Here is a 23,065-nt window from a genome sequence, read left to right as displayed (position 1 = left end):
CACAATTATTTCATTAGCGAATATATAAAAAGGAAAACTGAATCCAGTTTTCCTTAACTTGCTTTTTTCCTTTCCTTTATATACGTCTCAATTCCTGCTTCTTCAAGCATCCATTCGATATGAGAAGCGTATCCTGAGGTTGAATCATTTACAAATACGTGTGTAACCGCTCCGATGATTTTTCCGTCTTGGATGATAGGGCTGCCGCTCATTCCTTGAATAATTCCGCCTGTTTTTTCTAATAATTCATCATCTGTCACCTTTATGACCATTCCTTTGGAGGCTGCGTGCATTTGAGGGACAGATTGTACAATTTCAATTTCAAACTTCTCGATTTTTTCACCTTCTACTACAGTTAATATCTCTGCAGGTCCTTTTTTTACTTCATGAGCAAATGCTATAGGAAGCGGTTTTGAAAAAAATGGCTTTTTTAAAAGTCTGTCTTTATCTAAATGACCAAACACACCAAACGAACTATTTTTTGTCACTTTTCCTAGAATATCGTTGTCAGTCGATAACACAGCTTGCTTTTCCCCCGGCTTGCCATTAGCTCCTCTTTCAATAGACCTAACGGAAGAACGGACAATCGTTCCATCTTCAACGATAATAGGCTTTTTAGTATCCGAGTCAGCAATCACGTGACCTAAAGCGCCAAATTTCCCACTTTTAGGTTCATAAAACGTTAACGTACCTACTCCTGATGCTGCATTGCGAATATAAGCTCCAATCACATTTCCTTTTTTTCCTTGATGCATTTTTACATTTAATTTTCGTTCTTCATTGTTTCTTTTTACTTTAACTTGAAGTGATTCACTTGTCTTGGCATTTTCTAAGATTTGTACAACGTCTTCTAACTGATTTACTTTCTTTCCATTTATAGAAATAATCCTGTCTCCTACTTTCATTCCTGCCTCTTTTGCCGGAGAAATTCTTCCTTTATCTGCAGCTATTTCATGAAAACCTACAATCATTATCCCGTCTGATTGCAGTTTTACCCCAATAGAGTCACCGCCTGGAACTAATTTGATATCTGGTAATGTTTTTATTTTACTTTGTTTTTTCGGCATAGACGTGACTTTTATTGAAGCGTTTGATTTTTCTTGATTTTCAGTGATTTGTACATCGTTTTTATTTCTTATATTTACTTTGTTTTGAATACCGCTGACAATATTGTCATTTTGCCAATCGGACTCAAAAAAAGTGAATTCATCCGGTATATTTAAAAATGTTTGAACCGTATGATTTGTTATTCCTATGGTAAATAATAATAATAGCGCAACACCAGTAATTCTTCTCCCCCAATCCATGCATTAAATCCTCCTCGTCCCCAATTTAAATTATCTGTTGTATTCATATAGTTGCCTCCTGACAAAGGATTTATAAGCAGGTAAAAATAAAAAAGCTGACCTGTTTTGGTCAGCTTTTCATGATTTGGTTTTAATCTTTTCGGCCATAGCCAATAATTCATTTGCATTTTTTCGTGTTAATTCCGTTATTTCTACCCCTGATATCATTCTGGCAATTTCATCCGCCTTTTTTATTCCATCTATTGGTTTTACAGTAGTTATTACGCGGTCTTCCTTTTCTCTTTTTTCGATAAATAAATGGTTATCAGCCATAGCAGCAACTTGCGGAAGATGGGTAATGCACAATACTTGAGAACCAACCGAAACGTGGTATATTTTTTGTGCGATGGCTTGGGCGACACGCCCGCTTACTCCGGTGTCTACTTCATCAAATATTAGGGAGGTAACGTGCTGAAAACCTGACAAAATCGTTTTCATGGCAAGCATAATTCTTGATATTTCTCCGCCAGATGCGACTTTGGCAAGTGGTTTTAAAGGTTCGCCGGCATTGGTGGCCATTAAAAATTCAACTTTATCTTTTCCATTGTCATTAAAAATGGTTCGTCCATTCTCCCATTCATACTGCTTTCCTTTTTTTAATTCTTTTATGTTTACCTCCATCTCAGCTTTATCCATATACAGCTCTTTAAGTTCCGTTTTCACTTTTTCCGAAAGCTCTTTTCCGGCTTGATACCGCAAATCCGTTAACGTATCAGCTTCTGCTTTTAAATCTAAGGCTGCTATTTTTAGTTGTTCTTGACATTCCTGAATTTTTTCGTCTTTATTGGTAAGGTGCTCCATTTCTTCTTCGATTTTTGAGGAAAATTCAAGTATTTCCATGACAGAATTGCCGTATTTTCGTTTTAACTTTTGAATTTCCTCTAATCTTGCTTCAATTTCATTTAAACGTTCAGGATCAAATGATAAAGAATCTACATAATTTCTCAATGAGAAAGCTGCTTCTTCAAGCATATAATAAGCTGTATGAATGGATTCATTTACATTGTCCATGTCACTATCAATAGCTGCAGCATCTTCAGAATGTGACATAGCCAGTCCTGCCCAGTCTAATGCTTTCCCTTCACCATAGAGGCTTTCATAGGTGTTATTCAGCTGACTGAATAATTTTTCGCTATTCGATAAAATATGTCTTTCTTTCTCTAATTGTTCATCTTCTCCAGGGACTAAACTTGCTGCTTCTATCTCATTTAATTGGTATTGGATAAAATCAAGGCGGTTCGCGGTTTCTTGATCGTTTTCCCTCCATCTTTCTAATTCTGATTGAAGATTTATAAAGGTTTGATACCGTGATTTGTAATCCTGAAGGGTTTCATACAGTTTTTTTCCTGCGAAACGATCAAGCATAGTAATATGTTTTTCAGGCTGCATTAATTCCTGATGTTCATGTTGACCATGTATATCGACCAAAGATTGACCTGTTTCCCGTAGTATAGCTAAAGTTACTAATTTTCCATTTATACGGCAAACGCTTTTTCCTTGATCTGTAATATCTCTTCTTAATACCACCATATCTTCTTCTACTTCAATGCCTGCATCCTCAAGCTTCTTTCTTGAAGGATGTGAAGCATCAATTCGAAACAATCCTTCTATTTCTGCACGTTTTTCCCCGTGGCGTACATATTCTACTGAACTGCGCCCTCCAATTAATAAGCCAATAGCATCGATAATAATGGATTTACCGGCACCTGTTTCTCCAGTTAATACTGTCAGTCCTGCACCGAATGGAACAGTTAATTCTTCAATAATAGCGAAATTTTTTATCGAAAGTTCTTCGAGCATGAAAGCACCTCGATCATCTTTTAAATTAAAGCATTTCAAGGAACCGATCCACAATAGGACCAGCTTGTTTTTTATCTCGGCAGATAATTAATATCGTATCGTCTCCACAAATGGTACCTAATATCTCTTCCCAATCTAAATTATCAATTAATACCGCAACAGCATTAGCATTTCCAGGAAGGGTTTTCATAACGATGAGATTGTCAGCTTGATCAACTCCGATGAAGCTGTCAACAAGTGCTCTTTTTAATTTTTGTAAAGGATTAAATCTTTGATCTGCTGGCAAACTGTATTTATATCTTCCGTCCATCATAGGTACTTTTACCAGATGCAGCTCTTTTATGTCTCTAGACACAGTTGCTTGAGTTACATTATAACCACCCTTTTTTAACCGATCCACCAATTCATCTTGTGTCTCTATATCCAAGTCTGTTATTAATTCTCTAATTTTAATATGACGCTGCCCTTTATTCATGTGCAACCTCCTCTTGATGCGTCCAATATCATTAACTATAAAGTAAAAGTGCTAATTGTATCATAACTAATTTTTTATATTTATACAAACATACGAGTAAAAATATAATGAAAAGGACGAGAAAATATACGCAGGATTTGAAGGGGGATTCATTCAACGGGGGATGAGAAATACTTACTCACCCCGTTGAACGGCATGAAAGTGGGAGTGGGCTTTTTCAACGACAGAAGATATAGTCTTTTCCGTAATTAAATTTTCATTTTCTCTCAAAGGGTGCCAATGCATAAACAATAAAAATTCAACATTACCGTCTCCTCCAGTAATAGGAGAAAAATTCATATCTACTGGAGTATAACCTATGGATGTTGCAAACGAAAGAATATCATAAATAACTTGATGATGGACGTGAGGATCACGAACAATACCTTTTTTTCCAACTTTGTCACGTCCTGCTTCAAATTGAGGCTTTATTAACAAACATACTTGACTGTCGTTCATTAATATATTTTTTAATGGAGGCAACAGAAGTTTTAAAGATATAAAAGATACATCAGCTACCGCTGCCTCAGGCTTTTCTTTAAAATGTTCAGGTGTTGCATATCGAAAATTAAAGCGTTCCATTACTTCAACTTTTTCGTGATTACGCAGCTTCCACGATAACTGATTGTATCCAACATCCACAGCGTATACCATTTTAGCCCCATTTTGCAAAGCACAATCCGTAAAACCTCCAGTAGAAGCTCCTATATCCAGCACAATTTTGTTTTGCAGATTTAACGGAAATACATTTAAAGCTTTTTTAAGTTTCAATCCACCGCGGCTAACGTAAGGGAGCGCCTCTCCTTTTATACGAATAGAGGTAGATCTGTCAATTTTAGTACCTGGTTTATCGACACGTTCATTGTCAGCTAATACTAAACCTGCCATTATCGAGCGCTTTGCCTTTTCTCGTGAATCAAAAAAACCTTGTTCAACTAATAATATATCTATTCGTTCTTTTTTCATGGCCTACGCCCTTTGCTGTCTTCTAGGGACAAAAGTAAAAATTTTATTTATAACTTCTTCTGCAGTCAATCCTATTTCCTCATACAATTCCGGTACACTGCCATGTTCAATGTATCTATCTGGAATGCCCATCCGTTCTATTACCATGTTATGGCAGCCAGTGTCATGAAAGTGCTCAAGAACTGCACTTCCAAAACTTCCCTTTAAAGCTGCTTCTTCCAATGTAAGAATAGGCTGTCCTTCTTCCTGCAGCTCTTGCAGAAGATCTTCATCTAATGGCTTAGCCGATCTGGCATTTACAACCCGAACATGGATATTTTGTTCAGAAAGCGTCTTAGCTGCTTCAACAGCTACCGGAAGCATTGTACCAAAAGATAATATTGTCGCATCTTTACCATCCCTAAGGATTTCCCATTTTCCGATTTCTAACTCTTTTAATTCCTCATCCATTTTAACTCCATAGCCATTACCGCGAGGGTAACGAACTGCAATAGGGCCGTCATCATATTGTAAAGCTGTATAAATCATATGCTGTAATTCATTCTCATCTTTTGGCATTAACACTTTCATATTTGGAAGGTGGCGTAAATAAGCAATATCAAAAACCCCTTGGTGCGTTTCTCCATCCGCCCCAACAAGGCCAGCTCTGTCAATCGCAAAAAATACATTTAAGTTTTGCCTGCATACATCATGTACAAGTTGATCATAACCTCGCTGCAAAAACGTGGAGTACACGGCAAATACAGGTTTCATCCCTTGTGTCGCTAATCCTCCTGCCATAGTGGTGGCATGCTGTTCAGCTATCCCTACATCAAACATTCTATCCGGAAACTCAGCACCAAATTGATCCAGTTTGGTACCGCCGGGCATAGCAGCGGTTAAAGCTACAATTCTTTCATCTTCATGAGCGAGTCTTTGTAATGTACTGCTAAATACTGCACTGTAAGCAGGCGGCCCTGGTTTTTTTACTACTTCTCCTGATTCAATTTTATAAGGTCCGAGCCCATGCCAAGTACCTTTGGCATCGTTTTCAGCCGGAGCATAGCCTTTTCCTTTTTTGGTTAACACATGAACGATTACCGGGCCTTTTGTATCTCGTCCATATTTAATATTAGACAACAGATCGTCAAAATCATGACCATCAACAGGACCGAGGTAGGTAAATCCCATTTCCTCAAAAAACATTCCAGAGACAAGCAAGTATTTCAAACTGTCTTTAACTCGTTCAGCAGTGGAAGCGAGTCTCCCTCCAAAAGCAGGGATTTTTTTGATTAAAAATTCTATATCATCTTTAACTTTTTGATATTTACCTGTTGTTCTGAGACGTCCAAGAATGCTGTGAAGAGCTCCAACATTTGGTGCAATAGACATTTCATTGTCATTTAATATGATGGTCAAATTCGTTTGTTCATGACCGATATGGTTTAATGCTTCAAGTGCCATTCCACCAGTTAAAGCACCATCTCCGATAACAGCTGTTATTTGATCGTTACTTCCTTTCAAGTCTCTAGCTACCGCCATCCCCATAGCTGCAGAAAGTGAGGTAGAGCTGTGGCCAGTTTCCCAAACATCATGTTCACTCTCATCTCGTTTTGGAAAACCGCACAACCCCTTATATTTACGAAGACTATCAAATTGTCCAGCTCGTCCAGTCAGTATCTTATGAACATAAGCTTGATGTCCAACATCCCAAATGATTTTGTCTTTTGGTGTTTGGTACAGATGATGCAAAGCAAGTGTTAATTCTACTACACCTAAATTAGGGCCTAAATGGCCGCCTGTCACCGACAGCTTTTGAATGAGAAATTCTCTAATATCCTGAGCTAAACTTTCGAGTTCTTGTCGGCTGCATGCTTGCACAAATGCCGGGTCCTTTATTGTTTTTAAATCCATGAAGCGAACCCTCACTTTCAATCGTTTTAAACTTTCTTTGTTTTCTTGGTCGACTTTTTGTTAAATAATTTAATTTTTAATTTATGTTCGAGCAAATAAAAGATACGGCCAACTTGAAAAATAATCGTGGTAGAAAAAGTAATGGCAAATGTTTTGCCTAATGCTTTTCCACCTACTGTTAATGCTGCTACTACACCTGTAAATATTACACTTAAAATAAATTGAAGCGTACTTCCATCACTTGAACCCGCAGCAAATGTTAATTGCAATACAACAGCAGAAGCTGCTGTTCCGCTTACTACGCCAGATATATCACCGATAACGTCTGCACAAAAATTCGCTACTTTATCTGCATTTCTTGTTATTTTCATTGCCTGGTATGCCCCGGGAACTTTTTTTGAAGCCATCGAATGAAATGGTTTTTCAGATGCTGCAGTCGCCGCTACTCCAATCATATCAAAAAACACACCAACAAAAACGATCATCAGCACAATAATCATTCCAACAGCCCAGCCTACTCCACTTAAAACAGCTGTGGAGATAATTGAAAAAATAGCCGCTAACACCAGTGTGATAACGGCAATTAAAACGCTCCAACGTATAGAATTTTTCCATATACTTTTCATTATTTGCATAATCACCTAATATATTTTACGAATGTTGGTTAAAATAAACATATGTAGAAATCGGATGGCCGATATAAAGCGTAAACATTGTGTCTTAGGTCCAGTAGGATTTCCCAGCTGCTTGCCAAAGCGTCGCCGCCTTGGTGGTTTCCCTTTAAAAACAGCTTGATGCCGTCGCCGGACATCAGACTGGATTGCCACTCAGCACACACTGCAATCCACTTTATTCGTCTATATGAACAGTCTAGGAGTTTTCCTCAACAATTCCGTGCCACTCTCTTAGCCTCTTTTGCAGAGCAGGTTTCAGGTGATAGGAAAGTATCCGTTGGCCTACGGTAATCATCCTAGACTTTACCTTCCCCGCTGCTCCACTCAAGGCAGGCTACGCTGCACACATACCTACCCTTTGGCATGTTTTGCAGGTCTTACCTCTTATTTACCCATAAAATAAGAGGCCTCCGCGGTGAAAGGGTTCACGCCCACATGCCTTTGTGGATCGCCCTTACACCTTTACTCCCAACACCGACCCAAAGCTGGGCGCTTCGAGCCGGCATCAGGAACTTCATCGATGTGCCCTTCAGCGGATTTTTAGGCCCGCCCTCGAGAATGGAGAATCGACTAGAATACTGCGCCATCCGATATTTTGTATATATATTATACCACGATCTAAAATCTTAGCACAAATAATTGAAATATCACAAAATTATTTGGTGCGCTCCGTAATATAATGTATAAAATCCTCAAGCAATAGTGGATTACCTGACACAGAACGCAAGTATTCTTTAGCATTATCTGCATGAGTGATGAGCTTTTCTTTGGCACCATCAAGTGTCAATAGTCGTGGATATGTACTTTTTTCTCTGCCTTCATCACTTCCGGCTGCCTTTCCCATTTCTATTGAATCGCCTTCAATATCTAAAATATCATCTTTGATTTGAAAAACAAGACCCAGCTCTCTGGCAAACGCTCTGATATTATCCATATCAGTGTCTGGAGCTTCACCTAATATCCCGCCTGCCACAACGGAAAAACTTAAAAGATCTCCTGTTTTATGGTGATGAATATATTCAAGCTGCTCTAACGAGAGATCTTTTCCTTCCCCCTCTAAATCTGCAGCCTGTCCCCCAACCATTCCTTCAGCCCCCGCTGATTTGGCTAACTCTCTTATTAATAAGATTCTGTTATGACTTTCTAACTCTTTAAGGGAACTAATAACTTCAAATGCTTTGGTTAAGAGAGCATCACCGGCCAAAACGGCAAATGCTTCTCCGAATACTTTATGGTTTGTGGGTTTTCCTCGCCGGTAGTCATCATCATCCATAGACGGTAAGTCATCATGAATGAGTGAATACGTATGAACCATTTCGACTGCACAAGCTACCGCATAATCAGATTCTTCAACGTTACGATATGACTGGACAGCCGCAAGCATTAACAAGGGACGGACTCTTTTTCCACCGGCATTAATAGAATAAAGCATTGCTTCTTTCAAGGTATCTGGACATTCCAGTTTTTCCAAAAATACTGGTAGTCTTTTTTCCAGCTCATTTTTAAATTGAGAAATAAAAGCTTGTAGTTCTGTGATACTCACTCTTCATCCTCCTCAGATAAGAGAGGTTTTACTTCCCCATCTTCCTCGACTACTCTGTCCATCTGTTTTTCAATACGCTGCAGTTTTTCATGACAAACATTAGAAAGGCTCATCCCCTCTTGATACATAGCAATTGCCTGCTCTAAAGGAACTTCACCTTCTTCGAGTTTTTCTACAATGCCCTCTAATTTCTCCATCGCTTCTTCAAACGATACATTTTTAAAATTCTCATCTGTCACGTGCTCCATCCCCCTTATCCGACTTATTACCAAACCATAATGAATTCTTTGAGATAGATTCAGCCTTGGCGTAAACTGTTCCATCTTGAATATACATAGAAATCTGTTCACCTGGTTCAATTTGTTTGATCGAATTCACCAACTGCCCCTTCCGATTATAAGTGACGTTATATCCTCTTTGCATCACTTCGAGAGGGTTAAGAATATTAAGCTTTTGCAGCGTATGTTTAAAACGTTCATTTTTCCCTGTTAAATAACGTTCCATTGCTTTAAAGATTTTTTCATCCATATGATTGAGTTTCGACTGTTCACCTTCTAACAGCCGATAAGGATGCTGTCGTTCAAGGCGCTTTTCAAACGTATGAAGACGCTCTCTACGAAGTTCTTTTTTGTCAACTAGTGCTTTATTTAATCTTTCTAATAAACGATCTAAATCTTGTTCTTTTTGCTTTATTAAATGAGTTGGATACCTAAAGGCATATGATCTCTTTATTCGCTCGAGCTTTTCATTTTTTCTTTTAACTTGGTGTTTCAACGCTTTTTGAAGACGGGTTTTCAACTGGTTGTGCTGCTTTTCGAGTTCTAAAAGCACCGGAACAGCCAGTTCAGCTGCCGCGGTTGGTGTGGCTGCTCTTAAGTCAGCTATAAAATCGGCAATAGTGAAATCTGTTTCATGACCCACTGCTGAAATAGTCGGAACAGTTAGAGATGCAATTTTCCTGGCGACAACTTCTTCATTAAATGCCCACAATTCCTCAATGGAACCGCCGCCTCTGCCGAAAATTAAGAGATCAAATCCACCCATTAATTCAACTTTTTCCATCGCAGAAGATATGGATGCAGGTGCGTTCTCGCCCTGTACGAGCACCGGAAACAGCGTAATTCTAATTAAAGGAAAACGCCTTTTCAGTGTTGTCATCATATCTTTGATTGCTGCACCAGTTGGAGACGTAATGATAGCTATTTCACGTGGAAATACAGGCAACGACTTTTTACGCTCTTGTGCAAAAAGACCTTCGGTTTCTAACTGTTTTTTCAATTTTTCATATTGAATGTACAATTGCCCAATACCGTCTGGTTCCATCTCTTTCACATACAGTTGGTACTGCCCGAATGGCTCATACACAGATACATGACCCTTTATTAAAACTTTCATTCCATTTTCAGGCTGAAAGGTTAAAAAGCGATTATTACCAGCAAACATGACAGCTGAGATCCTTGATTTTTCATCCTTTAAGGTAAAATACATATGACCGCGGCTATGCTTTTTAAAATTTGAAATCTCAGCTCTTAACCATACTTGCTGGAGATTAGACTCCATCTCTATTGTCTTTTTAATATGTGTTGTAAGCTGTGAAACTGTGGTCCATTTCCCTTGTTCAAACAGCATTACTGTTAAACCCTTTCTGCATGCTTCTTCGCTGACTGCAGCGTGTTATAAAGCAGCATTGTAATGGTCATAGGACCTACTCCTCCTGGGACAGGCGTTATAAACGAAGCTTTTTCTTTCACGTCTTCAAAGGCAACATCCCCGCAAAGTTTTCCGTCATCTTTGCGATTCATACCTACGTCTATGACAACAGCTCCTTCTTTTACAAATGCAGCATCTATAAATTCTGCTCTGCCTGCAGCTGCAATTAAAATATCAGCTTTTGAGGTATAAGAAGCTAAGTCAGGGGTTCTAGAATGACAGTATGTAACCGTAGCATTTTCATTTAGAAGGAGCTGTCCAACAGGTTTTCCGACAATATTGCTTCTTCCAACTACGACAGCATGCTTTCCTTCAGTTTGGATATTTTTATATTTTAACATTTGCAATATACCATATGGTGTACAAGGTAAAAAAGCATCCTTACCTGTCATCATCCGCCCTATATTAATAGGGTGAAAGCCATCCACGTCTTTCTCTGGTGAAATATGTTCAATCACTTTCTTTTCTGAAATATGGTCTGGCAGAGGTAATTGTACAAGAATGCCGTGTATAGAAGGCTTATCGTTATAATAATCAACTATATCCAACAATTCTTTTTCAGATATATCAGAAGACAGCTCTTTTAATTCTGAATAAATGCCTACTTCTTTTGAAGCTTTTTCCTTGCCTTTCACATATGATCTAGAAGCAGGATTATCCCCTACAAGAATGACGGCTAGGCCTGGTGTAACACTAATAGAATTCACTTCCGTCTTGATTTCTTCTCGCAAACTTGAAGCTACTTCTTTTCCGCTGATAATAGTTGCACTCATTCTTATCCTCTCCTTGTTTTAATCACTTTCACATTGTTTTAATATGTTAGATAATACGCCATTGACAAACTTTCCAGATTCTGTGCCCCCGAAAGCTTTTGCAAGTTCAATTGCCTCATTAACACTGACATGCAGTGGAATATCTTCCATATACAACATTTCATGCACAGCTTTTCGAAGAATAGAACGGTCAACATTTCCGACTCTCTCCAAAGTCCAGTGTTCTAAGTGCTTTTGTATCTTATTATCTATTTCAGTTAAATGATCTAATGTTCCCTTCACGGATGTAGTTAAAAATTCATCAGCTGTTTCATCTTCTTCAAGAGAGTTGTTTAATGCTGCTTGCCAACCTGCATCGGTGAGCTCCATTTGATACAATGTCTGAACAGCTCTTAATCGTGCTAGACGTCGGTTCATACTCTATTCTCCTTTATTAAAATCTATCTCAATTCATGCATCCTGTACGTTGAATGCTGTAGTTTTACTTATACTTGTTCATCCATAATTTTTTATACTTTCTTCACAGTGAAAAAAAGAGGCTGCAATGACAGCACGTTTTCCAGCCATCACTTATCAGCCCCTTAACAATAATTTTTGCAGATAAAAAGCCTCGTTTATTGTTCTTCCTCTTCATCTTGCACCTCAAATTGTATACCGAGCACATGAATGTTAATGGAATCCAAAGTAATAGAAGTCATGGTTTGAAGCGCTTGTTGAATATTAGTCTGAATATTTCTCGCTACTTCCGGTACAGAGACACCGTAACGCAGCGTTACAGATAATTCAATCGTAATCCCTTCTTCACCAAGTTCGACTTTTACGCCTTTGCCATGGTTTTTACGACCGAGACGCTCCACAACTCCAGCAGCAAAGTTACCTCTTAAAGAATGGACACCTTCCACTTCAGAGGCAGCGAGTCCGGCTATAACTTCAATGACTTCGGGAGATATTTCTATTTTGCCTAACTCATTCTTTTCTTCTTCCAAATCAATTGTGCGGTATTCATTCATGCTTCTCACCTCCATGGCTTAAACAATAAAAACACCGGTTACTTTTCTTATCAATCTTCTTCTGTATTGGCTTCCTCTGCTTCGGCAGCTTTTTCCGCTTGTTTTTGTACATAATCAAATTTATATTGACGAAAAACAGGAAACTCCGAAAGATTATCAGGTATTTTTCCATTTTCTAGTAAAATAATCTTTACGATGTTTTTATTTCTTGCCATATGGTATTTATCTCCATATTCATTTTCCTTGGTGAAACGTTTCAAGTTCTCATAATCTTCTTCTTGTATGGAAACGGTATAGGTGTTTTCTCCTTCTCCATATTCATGTTCAAAACCAACTTCAAATTCAACGATTTGTATGTGGTCGTTTTTCATGTTTCTCGTTTGTTCTAATACCGCTTTTGCTCCGTCTGTTAAATCGTTCCATTCCATGAATAAAATCGCTCCTCATCAGCTAGTTGACACTAAGTTTTAAACTATACTCAAATTATATCATGGTGAAGTCTATTTTTCATTATCCCCTTCATACGTGTGTATATAATAAAAACATGTGCGTTTAAAATATGTATTTAAAATATTAAGCCTGTAAGACAATATAAGACTGTCTCACAGGCTTTTTCTTACTGTCCTGCTGCTGTTGCCTGGTGTCCAATCACCACATCAGACACATCTAAGTGTTCGGCAGCAAGTCGATTTAGCATCACTGCATCTTCTCGTGATAACTCTTCTGCCTGGACAATAATTCTAGTTCTATCTTCTTCGGAAATAACAACGGCATCTTCATATCCTTCAGATTGAATTAAGCTCTCAAGCATACTTTCATTTTGCTGTGTCTCTTGCAATTGTTCTCGTCTATCAAACGCTTCACTTTTCTCTGCAGCAGAATAATCTTCAGATGCAATCGTATCTGTATATTCTTCACGTAACCTGCTTCGCGATTCATCCCTTTCTAAGCGCAGCTCACTAAATAAGTTTCCTTGTGTATTTGCTTCCTGGTTTTCATTGTATATTTCTGCTTCCTCTGCGGGAACTTCTTCTTCCCCTCCTGTTTCTTCACCTTCTGTTGGAGGTTCAGTTTCTTCAATTGTCGTTTCCATGTCCTCTTCTGACAGCCACTCTACCCACTCTTCATCTTCTGTTGCAGCAGTCATTTCACTCGTTTCATCAGCTTCTGGGTCGTTCTCTGCGACCTCGCTTGGCGACGTAATATAATAAACAGCTAGAACAATTGTTAAACTAAGCATCGTCATTAACCATACGGTTTGCTTTTTTAATACCATATTTATTCTCCTTCCTCCCTATTCCTTGGCAATATAGATACTTTATGCGGTGGAATATCCATAACTTTTGTTACCGCTTCAACCACCCATTCCTTTACTTTTATGTCTTCCACCCCTTCAGCAACGACAAGCACCCCCCTTGCCTCTGGTTTTTTTGTATGAATAAGAAGTGGTTCTTCCTGTTCACCTTGTCTTATAATCACAACTTGTTCCTCTTTCGTCCCATCTTCTAAATCTCTTTTTCCACCTTCTCGATCTTCTTCTGAAGTAATTTGTTGACGTATCGTAGTATCTTTTTCATATACTTTTTCTTCCGTTCCTTGTAAATTCACCATTACAGTTACCTCTGAAACTCCTGAAATTTTTTCAAGCATTTCGCCTAACCTAGTTTGAATAGCTCTTTCTGCATCAGACATATCGGAGTTTTCGGAAGCTTTAGAATTCACTTCTAAAGATTCTTTTTGTTCTTGTTCATCTTGAACCCATTGTTGATCAGAAGGTTCTTCCTCTTTTTCTTTACCCAAAGTCCCTATAACCATTAATATAATCCCAAATATTAAGATGATGACGAGGTAGATGGGAACCGGTTTTTTCGAAGTTGTTTTCTCTTCTTTATCGAACCATTTTTTAAACCGCTCTTTTACGTTTTGTTTATCGTTCTGTTCAGCCACTATCCCCCCTCCTTTGCTGTTGTGATGTGAATTTGTTCTTCATCTACTTCCCATGTTTGCGTCAAATACGAGTATATGTCTTGTTCTATTGCTGAAATTTCTTCTTTGTCATCTAATTCTTCCGTTTCTTCCACCTGAATGTTTACTGGTTCAATATCCGACTTGTTTTCTTCAGGTGAAAATCTAGCAAGGGAAAGATAAACCTTCATTTCTTCTGGATCGTCTCCTTCCCATTCAGTTTGGAGCTCTTCAATTTCCCACCCCCAACGTTCTTTTATTGTTTCTTCTACTTGTTCTCTTAGATGGTTAGATACTTGTTTAGAAATATATGCATCTTGTCCCTCTTCTATTTCGTTTTTCTTATTATTCATGTTAGATTCTATCGATGCCGATTGAATTGGCTGGAAATTTAAGTTTGCTAATTCTTGATCCCATATATCTTCTACTTGTCCATTTGTTAACGATAAAAGAGGTTCAATAATTATAAGCATTAATATAAAAGAAAGCACCAGCCTGGCATATTTTTGCAAAGATGAGGCTGGAAGCAGCATTTCCAATAAGAACGCCGCAAGCAGAAAAACAATTAAATTGCTCATCCAGCTGGTTAACCAATCCACTGTGATTCACCTCACCATCAAAGAAATATTACCTGAAGCTATAATTAATGTAAGTGCAAGGAAAAACATGAATGATACAGCTGCTAATGCCGCGAACATGGAAAGTACTGTTTTTCCCAGTGTAGAAAGTGCATCTAGTAACGCACCTTCACCCAAAGGCTGTATTAGTGCTGCGGTTAAGTGAAAAATAAATCCAATCACTAAAATTTTAATGGCTGGAAACGCACAAATAATAAATAGTATTCCTACACCTGCAAGTCCGATCGTGTTTTTAAGAAGTACAGATGCCCCCAGTGCTGTATCTGCAGCGTCCGTAAACATTCTCCCGATTACTGGAACAAAGTTACCTGCTAGAAACTTAGTAGTCCGGATAGCAATTCCATCGGTTACAGCTGCCGTTGCCCCTTGAACAGAAATCACTCCTAGAAAAACGGTAAAAAACACAGCAAGTATCCCCATAGCAGCGTTTCTTAGTAATTCAGCAAGTTTAGTTACCTTGATGTGTTCATTTAAGCTGCTCACAATGCTAAGTACTGCCGAGAAAAATAAAAAAGGTAATATAACGTACTGTATTAATATACCACTCGATTGTACGAGCATTATGACGAGAGGATGAAATAAACCAGCGGTAGCAAATGATCCGCTAGAAGCTAAAAGAGCAAGCATTAAAGGTAATAAAGCAATCATAAAATGGACCATATCAGCTACGGTTTCTTGCACATAATTCATTGCAATATAAAAACTATTTAGAGCAATAATTATTAATACAATGAAAATGACACCATATGCTGCTTTACTAACCGATTCCTCTTCAAAAGCATTTTGTAATGCTTTTAATATCGCACTAAATACAGCCAGCAGCAGCAATGTTCCCATCAATTGACCATTTGCTGTTATTTCATGCAGCGTAAAACGAATGAAAGCTATACCCCATTCTTTAGGATGAAACGACTTGTCACCGTTTAAGAAATCTTTAATGGACCCTTTTTGTGATTCTGGTAAAAAAACTCCGTAATCCCTTGATAGCTGCTCCCAAAATTTCGTTACTTCTTCAAGCCCTAAAGATTCCAAGTGTTGTTCTTTTAACTCTTCAATCGCAGAATTTTCTTCCCCATCAACTTTCGCTTCGTTTTCTGTTTCTGCATAGGTGTGCATTCCAGGTAAAAGCAATATGATAAAAAGGATGCATAGAGACATTTTTTTCACCATAATTTCACATCCTTACGCTCCGCCGGGTATAAGAGCCAGTACCGTTTCAATTAATACTTGAAATATAGGGATAGCCATCATAATAATCATCATTTTCCCTGCAAGCTCAATTTTAGAAGCAATCGATTCCTGGTCAGCATCTCTTGCTATATGTGCTCCAAACTCAGATAAATAAGCAATGCCAATAATTTTTAAAAGTGTTTGAATATACATATTATTAATGCCAGCTTGTCCAGAGAGAGTTGAGATTAGTTCTAACGCAGATTGCAATGGAGCCATTATAAACAAAAAAATCATGGCCCCTGTTACTAATGCAATGGCTAGTGCAATAACAGGTTTTTGTTCGTTAATGACCATAATTAAAAAAGTGGCGATGAGACCGAAACCGACCACTTGCACGATTTCAATAACCATCGCCTCCTATCCTTGAAACAAAAAAACGCTTTTTATCTTTTGAAAAAGATCATCTATAATAGTTGCAACCATATACAAAACAACGACAAATCCAATCAATGTTACCCAGTGCGCCCAATCTTCTTTTCCCATTTGCTTTAATACTGTGTGGATCATAGCTACGACAATCCCAATGCCTGCTATTTGAAATATAGTGTTTACATCATAGGCCAATGCTGTGTCCCCCTTTGTCCTCTGAAATGAGGCTGGACTGATCCAACTATAAAAACAGTATAATTAACAGCAATCCTGCTAAAAATCCGAGTGTTTTTGACATCTTTTCATATCGGTTTTGTTTTTCCTTAGCTTCTGATTCTTCTTTTTCTAAATGGACCATTGCTAGTCTGATGTGCTTTTGCTGCTGTATTTTCTCGTGCTTTCCAAGCGTGGACCCAAATTGCATCATAACTTCTTTTTCCTGTGTTCCCATTGCTGTATACGGCCATGTTTCTTCAAGGCTTTTTGTCCAAGCTTTTTGAGCATTTCGCTCCCCGTTTTTTAAATACTCCCCAAAATATTTAAACAAGTATGACACAGGTGCCGGAAGCTGCTTGCTAATTTTTTCACTTGCCTCAGCGAGCGGGCTCATTCCATACATTATTTCTGCCTCAAAACTTTGCAGCGCAACTTTTAATTGACGGAGCTGTCTCGGTCTTTCTGTCAGCTTTTTTGCAATTTCAAAACCAATCCACGTACATGCCGTTAATATAAATAAAGCACCAAGCCAACTCATTTTTCAGCCGCCTTTTGCCATTTTTCAAAGCTGTCTATATTTACATTCATGGCTCCTTGCCTTCGAATGAGCGTAACAATGTTACTAAAAATTCCCTTAGTCAATAATTCTTGTAGAATGGGACGCCTTTTAATCTCATTAAGTGAAGTTCCATGTGCAGAACAAACGATCGTTACACCTGCATGTATGGCTTCCATAATTGCTTCTGCATCTTCTGGCCTCCCGATTTCATCTACAATTATCATTTCAGGACTCATCGAACGAATCATCATCATCATTCCAACAGCTTTTGGACAGCCATCTAACACATCCGTCCTCGGCCCAACATCAAAGGAAGGGATTCCTTTATAACACGCCGCCAGTTCAGAACGCTCATCAACAACTGCTACTTTTTTTGAAGGAAGATTAATTTCGGGCATACCTTTACTAGCACATCTAGCAAGATCACGAAGGAAGGTTGTTTTACCCGATTGAGGAGCACCGATGATCAATGTATCGTCATAACCGTTGGCATATAGCTTGTCTAAATATTGCTTAGCTACTCCTTTATGGTCTTTGGCAACTCTAATGTTAAAATATCGAATATGTTTTAAACTTTGTATAATCCCTTTTTCATGGATAACTTGTCCTCCGACTCCAACCCGATGTCCACCTCTGGTCGTTATGAAACCTTGCTTCAATTCTTCCTGAAATGCATACATCGAAAATTCGCTTAACTGGTTTAATATATATTCAATATCTTCCTCCGTAATGACATACGGGTCATTCTCATTGTTACAAAGATAAAATGCTTTTTCTGACGTTATAATCTCTACGGGAGAAAATATTCTAATCCGAATTTCTTCTATGGAAAACCAATTAGAAATTCGATCGAATAATTGTTGTAGATTTTCAGGCAAAAGCGCAAGGATGTCATCCATTTCTTTTCCTCCTCCCAACCTGCTGTTTGTACACTTTATTCATCTTTTTTCTATATAGAACTGAAAGACATCCTGCTTAGGGGGGGAATAAAAGGAGAATGGAGTATTTATAAACTATTGGAAGTAAATACTTTAAAATGGGGAAGAGATCTTCTAGACGCAAAAGGAAGAAACGGATTTCTTAACAACGTTTACGCTTTCAGAGCGTCTACTCGGACCAAATTCCTTTTTTAATGTAACGGAGAACACCGAAAAAGAACATATGTTCGTTTAGATTGTGTAGAAAAACTCGGCTTGCCGCCGAGTCGTTATGTACAAATATAATTTTATCCTTCGCCAAATTCGAAAAAAGGAACTATTCGTTGAAATAGCTCCTCTAAAAATATAATTATGCCCTTGATACATACTCACCGCTTCTAGTATCTATAACAAGCTTTTCACCTTCATTAACGAAGAAAGGAACTTGAACCGTGTAGCCTGTTTCAAGTACAGCTGGTTTTGTTCCACCTGAAGCAGTATCTCCTTTAATACCAGGCTCTGTTTCGGTTACTTCTAGTTCTACTGTATTTGGCACTTCTACTCCAAGTGTTTCTGATCCGTAAGTTATAATTTGAACCTCCATATTTTCTTTCAAAAAGTTAAGCTGCTGTTCAATTTGCTTGCTCGTTAGCTCAAGTTGATCAAATGTTTCGCTATCCATGAAAGTATGGTCATCTCCACTCGAATACAAATATTGCATTTTGCGGCGTTCTATGTGTGCACGGTTTATTTTTTCTCCGGCACGAAATGTTTTTTCTTGAATGTTGCCGGTCCTCAGACTGCGCAATTTGGACCTTACAAACGCTGCACCTTTTCCAGGTTTCACATGTTGAAAATCAATGACCTGCCAAATGTCATTGTCTACTTCTACTGTTAGGCCTGTTTTAAAATCATTTACTGAAATCATAACATTTCCTCCATATCTGCCAAATCATTCATTCCGTTCTACTATAACATAGGTCTTGTTTATATACGAATTATTCTCCAACTATCATTAATTCTTTCGGAGACCGGGTGAGTCTTTCATTCCCCTGTTTCGTAATCACAATATCGTCTTCAATACGAGTTCCCCCAACCTCAGGAACATAGATACCAGGTTCAACGGTTACAACCATTCCCGGTTTTAATGTCTTTTTGCCTTTAGGAGAAAGCCGCGGTCCTTCATGGACTTCCATCCCTAAACCATGCCCAAGGCCGTGCCCAAAATACTTTCCATAACCTTGGTCGTTTATGTATTCCCTGGCTATTGCATCTGCTTCAACACCGGAAATTTCAGGTTTTATTTCCTCCACTGCTTTTACTTGTGCTTCATAAACAGTTTCGTAGATTTTTTTTAACTCCTCAGAAGGTTCACCTACTGCTAACGTCCGAGTAATATCAGAACAATATCCTCTATAGTAAGCCCCAAAATCAAGAGTAACTAACTCTCCGGTTTTAATGACTTTGTCACTTGCGACTCCGTGCGGAAGTGCACTCCTCCACCCAGAAGCTACAATAATATCAAAAGAAGACGAATCTGCTCCTTGTTTACGCATAAAAAATTCAATTTCATTACTTACATCTTTTTCTTTCATACCCGGTTTTATAAAGGCAGCAATATGTTTAAAAGTAATGTCTGCTATTTCTGCTGCTTCTTTTAATACTGCTATTTCTTTATCGTCTTTAATTAGTCTAATTTCTTCTACGATGCCTTCCATCGGTTTTAATTCAATATCGACATGTTCTTTTAAAAATTCATATGCAGAATAGCTCACATATTCCTTTTCAAATGCCAAAGACTTAATGTCCGTTTCTTTTATTAATCTGCCTAAGGATGCATATATAGACGCAGTTTGTTCTATAATTTTACAATCTCTGCATTGATCTTCGGCTTGCTGTATGTATCTAAAATCAGTAATAAAATAAGCATCCGTTTTCGTAACAAATAAAGCCCCGGCTGTACCAGTAAACCCTGACATGTACCTTCTATTTGCATGGCTGTTTATAAATATTCCTTCAACTGAGCGGTCACGTAAGACACGGCGAAGTTGTTCTAATCTATTGCTCATGCTATTCCTCCCCCTGTAATTGTTTTGACACTGGCAGTTTCAGGCGCCATCAGAGCAGCATTTGTGCAGCACCTTTTTGTTTCTTTCGTTTTTATCCTTAGAATATTTTACCATACAGACGATTTTTTGAATAGATTACGCTTCGTGGCGTTGAAATTCATTGTATTCATAAGAGATGGAATAACCTATAAATACACCATATAATATAAAAAGACATAGAGTTGTAACCACCGTTGATGTATCTAAAGTATTGACAGGCCCTACTCCAGGAAATAATGGATGAAGCAAATAGAAAATCACGAGCCAAAGAACTAATCCATAACCAATTCCGGGCCAAATGGAATCCCATTTTTGAAATATAAACCGATAGAAAAAAGCTACAGCAATAGACAAAAGCGAAATAAACAAGATACCCGTTATATGGCCGAGATAAGAATTTTTCCAATCGGGCAGAGCCCACGGAAGCATCGCCATAGCCGGGCCAAGTTTAGTAAAATTTAAATAATGTAAGGCATAGCTAATACAGCTCCAAAATAAACCTCCAAAAAAACCAATTGCAGCTACTCTTTGGTGATATAACCAATACTTTTCCATTATTTTTCCTCCTGCACAAAATATTTTTCTATAATACGTAAAAGGATCAGAGTTCAAGTCACCCTAAAAAATTATATGGTCTATTACCGATCCATTGATTAACTATTTAATATAGACTGCTGCAAAGAGAAGGTTGAATTCATTTTTTTAGGTGAAGTTCAATCATACTTTTATAAACTTCACGTATTTTATTCTTTACAGGTGTATTTTTTTATAAAAGAGGGAATGGATATATACAGAGCGTTTCCTGGTTGAAATAGCTGTAAATTTAGTTTTCCTGTTTTTTAATTCAATATACCCTTTGCTATAGAGGAATATCGCTCACTCATGTAGAATAGTAGTAATAATTAAATATTATTACTGATTTTTAATCATGACCAATAAGTATGATAAATCGTTATAGTGTTCATAACGTAAATGTTTGCGGAAGTTCCCTTTATTCGGATGTTTGACGTTCCGTTATATATTTCTAAAGAACAAAGCCTGTTAAACCGATTTTGTTGAAAACTTAAATTTGGAGCATTATAAGTACACAAAGATATAAATACATTTTAAGCAGGAAAATCAATTATTTTTGAAGAAGTTAAAAATTATTGACGTGTTTACATCACTGCCGCTAAAGCAGGCGCGTATAATTTACTATTATTGTAAGCGTTGAAATACCTTTTGATTTATTCAAGCCGGCACCTGTTCCGGGCGCAGAAGTCTAATCCTTTATTTTCAACGTAGAAGTCACCACGCCCTGCAGCAACACAGTATTAGTGCATCGTCTGCGATGAATGCTGTAGTTTTCTTATACTTTGTGCCAATAAAACGTATACTTTTCTAAGTGAAATAAATGAGAAAGAATTTTACTTTAAATGTCACTGAGAAAAGACAAAAACTAACAAAGTTGGTTTAACCGCTTTTTTATAGCATTTTAAAATATAGGATTGCGGAGGTGATCCCATGTCCCGTCTACCGGCAAATCCTTTTTTGCTCCTTCTTTTCGGGCTGGCGGCTTTAGGGTTAGGGTATCAGCTGGTAACAAACCCACTAGGTTTAATTACTTATCTGGTTGTAGGTGCTGCAGTTGCTGTTGGTATGTATTTCTTATTTACAAGAGTGATTTTAAAACGAATGAGTATGAGCCAATATCAGACTGCTGCACGCCCTAAATCAAATTCTAAAAACAAAAGCTACAAAGCAGCCAAACAACATCAAACTAAAAATAAACCATTAAAAAAACGCCCCTCTCGCCCAATAAATAAACGGCGCAGCGATCATAATTTAACTGTAATTGAGGGGAAAAAGAATCGAAAAAAGAACAGGGCTCTTTTTTAAGCTGAGCCCAGTTCTTTTTCTTTACGTATTGCTTTTTACTGCCAGCCGTAATTTTTTTAGATACAAAAATTCTCTTTACCGAAGGAGGGAAAGAGATGTTTATGGATTGGATGGCAAATACTGCAGCATTATTAATGAATGATTGGTTTTATTTAACCATTATAGCACTGGTTTTTTGGACCATTGATAAAAATATAGGGTTTAATTTACTAGTTATTTTTTCTCTTACTGTTTATATCAATGGATTTCTACAGTTTGCCGTTCCGTCTGCTGAAACCTCTGAACTCTCCTCGGGATCTTTCGAATTTGTATTCCCTCCAAAAGAGGTGCAACTTGCATCCGCCTTTTGGGGATTCCTTATTCCTGAAATATCTGACCGTCGTTATACCGCTCTTGCTTGCAGTATTATATTTTTTGCTTCCTTCATATCCATCTTTCATGGCGGACGTTCCATACAAGATATAGTTGTCGCCTTACTTTTAGGTATTTTTGTTGTTTATATTGTTTATCGATCAATGGATTGGATTGGAAGTGTTCCTGAGCCAATTATTTTTTCCTTTTCGCTGGTGCTTCCTTCTTCATTGTTACTTCTGTTTCCAGAGGGAGCTCATTATGCTGGCCTTCTATTAGGAGGAGGTGTGGGATACAGTTTTGAATTGATTAAAAACAGAATGCTATTTTCTAAAAATCTATGGAAAAAAGCCGCTGCTGCAATCGCAGGACTAGTCGGTCTTTTATTTATTGTCTATTTAGAAAGTTTATTATCTCAAACGACACTGCTGCAATTTTTACACGCAGCATTTATAGGACTTTGGATTACACTGCTTCTCCCTATGCTTTCGATAAAATTAAGGTTGTGTGAACGAGCAGGAAGCATACGTAATAATAACTTATAACGTTTAATGATTATTTGATATAGCCGAAAATAAACGACATAGAATCATGTTTAATAA

The 23,065-nt window shown here is 37.8% G+C and carries 26 protein-coding genes; 2 read left to right on the top strand and 24 right to left on the bottom strand.

Features of this window, described 5'->3' with window-relative positions; translation table 11 throughout:
- Positions 1-53: 53 nt before the first annotated feature.
- From spoIVB to FZF09_RS03440, 24 genes are all read right to left on the bottom strand, one after another.
- On the bottom strand, positions 54-1,307 hold the full coding sequence (gene spoIVB / locus FZF09_RS03555) for a SpoIVB peptidase (RefSeq protein ID WP_158735200.1): 1,254 nt from the start codon (positions 1,305-1,307) through the stop codon (positions 54-56).
- A gap of 117 nt (positions 1,308-1,424) precedes the next feature.
- Positions 1,425-3,146: a DNA repair protein RecN gene (gene recN / locus FZF09_RS03550; RefSeq protein ID WP_158735199.1), complete on the bottom strand. Its 1,722-nt coding sequence runs from the start codon at positions 3,144-3,146 to the stop codon at positions 1,425-1,427.
- Positions 3,147-3,171: 25 nt separating this feature from the next.
- Positions 3,172-3,621, bottom strand: a complete 450-nt coding sequence (gene ahrC / locus FZF09_RS03545; protein ID WP_091579297.1) for a transcriptional regulator AhrC/ArgR — start codon at positions 3,619-3,621, stop codon at positions 3,172-3,174.
- Between the two features lie 174 nt (positions 3,622-3,795).
- Positions 3,796-4,626 (bottom strand): TlyA family RNA methyltransferase, encoded by an 831-nt coding sequence (locus FZF09_RS03540; RefSeq protein WP_158735198.1) that lies wholly within the window; start codon positions 4,624-4,626, stop codon positions 3,796-3,798.
- 3 nt (positions 4,627-4,629) lie between these two features.
- On the bottom strand, positions 4,630-6,519 hold the full coding sequence (dxs, locus tag FZF09_RS03535; RefSeq protein WP_158735197.1) for a 1-deoxy-D-xylulose-5-phosphate synthase: 1,890 nt from the start codon (positions 6,517-6,519) through the stop codon (positions 4,630-4,632).
- 26 nt (positions 6,520-6,545) lie between these two features.
- Positions 6,546-7,145 carry a hypothetical protein gene (locus FZF09_RS03530; RefSeq protein WP_158735196.1) on the bottom strand — a complete coding sequence of 200 codons (600 nt, stop codon included), beginning with the start codon at positions 7,143-7,145 and terminating at the stop codon, positions 6,546-6,548.
- A gap of 703 nt (positions 7,146-7,848) precedes the next feature.
- Positions 7,849-8,736 carry a polyprenyl synthetase family protein gene (locus tag FZF09_RS03525; protein ID WP_158735195.1) on the bottom strand — a complete coding sequence of 296 codons (888 nt, stop codon included), beginning with the start codon at positions 8,734-8,736 and terminating at the stop codon, positions 7,849-7,851.
- On the bottom strand, positions 8,733-8,975 hold the full coding sequence (xseB, locus tag FZF09_RS03520) for an exodeoxyribonuclease VII small subunit (protein ID WP_304503049.1): 243 nt from the start codon (positions 8,973-8,975) through the stop codon (positions 8,733-8,735). Before xseB ends, FZF09_RS03525 begins: the two co-directional genes overlap by 4 nt.
- The gene (gene xseA / locus FZF09_RS03515) at positions 8,965-10,365 is read right to left on the bottom strand and encodes an exodeoxyribonuclease VII large subunit (protein ID WP_158735193.1); all 1,401 of its coding nucleotides are present in this window, start codon (positions 10,363-10,365) and stop codon (positions 8,965-8,967) included. The genes xseB and xseA overlap by 11 nt, the downstream gene beginning before the upstream one ends.
- A 5-nt stretch (positions 10,366-10,370) precedes the next feature.
- Complete coding sequence (gene folD, locus FZF09_RS03510) at positions 10,371-11,219, bottom strand: bifunctional methylenetetrahydrofolate dehydrogenase/methenyltetrahydrofolate cyclohydrolase FolD (RefSeq protein WP_158735192.1); 849 nt, start codon at positions 11,217-11,219, stop codon at positions 10,371-10,373.
- A gap of 18 nt (positions 11,220-11,237) precedes the next feature.
- A complete protein-coding gene (gene nusB, locus FZF09_RS03505; RefSeq protein WP_158735191.1) occupies positions 11,238-11,636 on the bottom strand; it encodes a transcription antitermination factor NusB in 399 nt (132 codons plus the stop codon).
- A gap of 197 nt (positions 11,637-11,833) precedes the next feature.
- Positions 11,834-12,229 carry an Asp23/Gls24 family envelope stress response protein gene (locus tag FZF09_RS03500; RefSeq protein WP_158735190.1) on the bottom strand — a complete coding sequence of 132 codons (396 nt, stop codon included), beginning with the start codon at positions 12,227-12,229 and terminating at the stop codon, positions 11,834-11,836.
- Positions 12,230-12,279: 50 nt separating this feature from the next.
- A complete protein-coding gene (locus FZF09_RS03495) occupies positions 12,280-12,657 on the bottom strand; it encodes a hypothetical protein (protein WP_158735189.1) in 378 nt (125 codons plus the stop codon).
- 188 nt (positions 12,658-12,845) lie between these two features.
- On the bottom strand, positions 12,846-13,505 hold the full coding sequence (locus FZF09_RS03490) for a SpoIIIAH-like family protein (RefSeq protein ID WP_158735188.1): 660 nt from the start codon (positions 13,503-13,505) through the stop codon (positions 12,846-12,848).
- Positions 13,506-13,507: 2 nt separating this feature from the next.
- Entirely contained in the window at positions 13,508-14,176 is a 669-nt protein-coding gene (gene spoIIIAG / locus FZF09_RS03485) for a stage III sporulation protein AG (protein ID WP_233269390.1), read from the bottom strand.
- Positions 14,176-14,793: a stage III sporulation protein AF gene (gene spoIIIAF / locus FZF09_RS03480; protein ID WP_158735187.1), complete on the bottom strand. Its 618-nt coding sequence runs from the start codon at positions 14,791-14,793 to the stop codon at positions 14,176-14,178. Before spoIIIAF ends, spoIIIAG begins: the two co-directional genes overlap by 1 nt.
- Positions 14,794-14,799: 6 nt before the next feature.
- Positions 14,800-16,002, bottom strand: coding sequence for a stage III sporulation protein AE (gene spoIIIAE / locus FZF09_RS03475; RefSeq protein ID WP_233269389.1), 1,203 nt, complete (start codon positions 16,000-16,002; stop codon positions 14,800-14,802).
- Between the two features lie 12 nt (positions 16,003-16,014).
- Positions 16,015-16,410, bottom strand: coding sequence for a stage III sporulation protein AD (gene spoIIIAD / locus FZF09_RS03470; protein ID WP_158735430.1), 396 nt, complete (start codon positions 16,408-16,410; stop codon positions 16,015-16,017).
- A 12-nt stretch (positions 16,411-16,422) separates the two neighbouring features.
- A complete protein-coding gene (gene spoIIIAC, locus FZF09_RS03465) occupies positions 16,423-16,629 on the bottom strand; it encodes a stage III sporulation protein AC (RefSeq protein ID WP_091272499.1) in 207 nt (68 codons plus the stop codon).
- A gap of 46 nt (positions 16,630-16,675) precedes the next feature.
- Entirely contained in the window at positions 16,676-17,188 is a 513-nt protein-coding gene (gene spoIIIAB, locus FZF09_RS03460) for a stage III sporulation protein SpoIIIAB (protein ID WP_158735186.1), read from the bottom strand.
- The gene (gene spoIIIAA, locus FZF09_RS03455) at positions 17,185-18,108 is read right to left on the bottom strand and encodes a stage III sporulation protein AA (RefSeq protein WP_158735185.1); all 924 of its coding nucleotides are present in this window, start codon (positions 18,106-18,108) and stop codon (positions 17,185-17,187) included. The genes spoIIIAB and spoIIIAA overlap by 4 nt, the downstream gene beginning before the upstream one ends.
- A 388-nt stretch (positions 18,109-18,496) precedes the next feature.
- Positions 18,497-19,054, bottom strand: coding sequence for an elongation factor P (gene efp, locus FZF09_RS03450; RefSeq protein WP_158735184.1), 558 nt, complete (start codon positions 19,052-19,054; stop codon positions 18,497-18,499).
- A 70-nt stretch (positions 19,055-19,124) separates the two neighbouring features.
- Complete coding sequence (locus FZF09_RS03445; protein WP_158735183.1) at positions 19,125-20,195, bottom strand: M24 family metallopeptidase; 1,071 nt, start codon at positions 20,193-20,195, stop codon at positions 19,125-19,127.
- A gap of 135 nt (positions 20,196-20,330) precedes the next feature.
- Entirely contained in the window at positions 20,331-20,789 is a 459-nt protein-coding gene (locus tag FZF09_RS03440) for a YqhR family membrane protein (protein ID WP_158735182.1), read from the bottom strand.
- A gap of 948 nt (positions 20,790-21,737) precedes the next feature.
- Here FZF09_RS03440 and FZF09_RS03435 point away from each other — a divergent pair.
- Both FZF09_RS03435 and FZF09_RS03430 read left to right on the top strand, forming a co-directional pair.
- A complete protein-coding gene (locus tag FZF09_RS03435) occupies positions 21,738-22,112 on the top strand; it encodes an SA1362 family protein (protein ID WP_158735181.1) in 375 nt (124 codons plus the stop codon).
- Between the two features lie 95 nt (positions 22,113-22,207).
- Positions 22,208-23,008, top strand: coding sequence for a phosphatase PAP2 family protein (locus tag FZF09_RS03430; protein WP_158735180.1), 801 nt, complete (start codon positions 22,208-22,210; stop codon positions 23,006-23,008).
- Positions 23,009-23,065 lie beyond the last annotated feature (57 nt).

The organism is Alteribacillus sp. YIM 98480, assembly GCF_009765375.1.
Lineage (GTDB): Bacteria > Bacillota > Bacilli > Bacillales > Marinococcaceae > Alteribacillus.
The sequence above is the reverse complement of the archived record's forward strand: the minus strand, read 5'-3'. Positions and strand labels throughout refer to the sequence as shown.

Bases quoted from the DNA above. Each gene is read 5' to 3' on its own strand.
- FZF09_RS03500 (WP_158735190.1), bottom strand. From the start codon at position 12,229: ATGAATGAATACCGCACAATTGATTTGGAAGAAGAAAAGAATGAGTTA.
- spoIIIAB (WP_158735186.1), bottom strand. From the start codon at position 17,188: ATGAGTTGGCTTGGTGCTTTATTTATATTAACGGCATGTACGTGGATT.
- FZF09_RS03440 (WP_158735182.1), bottom strand. From the start codon at position 20,789: ATGGAAAAGTATTGGTTATATCACCAAAGAGTAGCTGCAATTGGTTTT.
- FZF09_RS03530 (WP_158735196.1), bottom strand. From the start codon at position 7,145: ATGAAAAGTATATGGAAAAATTCTATACGTTGGAGCGTTTTAATTGCC.
- ahrC (WP_091579297.1), bottom strand. From the start codon at position 3,621: ATGAATAAAGGGCAGCGTCATATTAAAATTAGAGAATTAATAACAGAC.
- xseA (WP_158735193.1), bottom strand. From the start codon at position 10,365: ATGCTGTTTGAACAAGGGAAATGGACCACAGTTTCACAGCTTACAACA.
- FZF09_RS03540 (WP_158735198.1), bottom strand. From the start codon at position 4,626: ATGAAAAAAGAACGAATAGATATATTATTAGTTGAACAAGGTTTTTTT.
- spoIVB (WP_158735200.1), bottom strand. From the start codon at position 1,307: ATGGATTGGGGGAGAAGAATTACTGGTGTTGCGCTATTATTATTATTT.
- dxs (WP_158735197.1), bottom strand. From the start codon at position 6,519: ATGGATTTAAAAACAATAAAGGACCCGGCATTTGTGCAAGCATGCAGC.
- FZF09_RS03490 (WP_158735188.1), bottom strand. From the start codon at position 13,505: ATGGTATTAAAAAAGCAAACCGTATGGTTAATGACGATGCTTAGTTTA.
- FZF09_RS03430 (WP_158735180.1), top strand. From the start codon at position 22,208: ATGTTTATGGATTGGATGGCAAATACTGCAGCATTATTAATGAATGAT.
- FZF09_RS03435 (WP_158735181.1), top strand. From the start codon at position 21,738: ATGTCCCGTCTACCGGCAAATCCTTTTTTGCTCCTTCTTTTCGGGCTG.
- FZF09_RS03495 (WP_158735189.1), bottom strand. From the start codon at position 12,657: ATGGAATGGAACGATTTAACAGACGGAGCAAAAGCGGTATTAGAACAA.
- nusB (WP_158735191.1), bottom strand. From the start codon at position 11,636: ATGAACCGACGTCTAGCACGATTAAGAGCTGTTCAGACATTGTATCAA.
- efp (WP_158735184.1), bottom strand. From the start codon at position 19,054: ATGATTTCAGTAAATGATTTTAAAACAGGCCTAACAGTAGAAGTAGAC.
- folD (WP_158735192.1), bottom strand. From the start codon at position 11,219: ATGAGTGCAACTATTATCAGCGGAAAAGAAGTAGCTTCAAGTTTGCGA.
- spoIIIAE (WP_233269389.1), bottom strand. From the start codon at position 16,002: ATGGTGAAAAAAATGTCTCTATGCATCCTTTTTATCATATTGCTTTTA.
- spoIIIAA (WP_158735185.1), bottom strand. From the start codon at position 18,108: ATGGATGACATCCTTGCGCTTTTGCCTGAAAATCTACAACAATTATTC.
- FZF09_RS03445 (WP_158735183.1), bottom strand. From the start codon at position 20,195: ATGAGCAATAGATTAGAACAACTTCGCCGTGTCTTACGTGACCGCTCA.
- recN (WP_158735199.1), bottom strand. From the start codon at position 3,146: ATGCTCGAAGAACTTTCGATAAAAAATTTCGCTATTATTGAAGAATTA.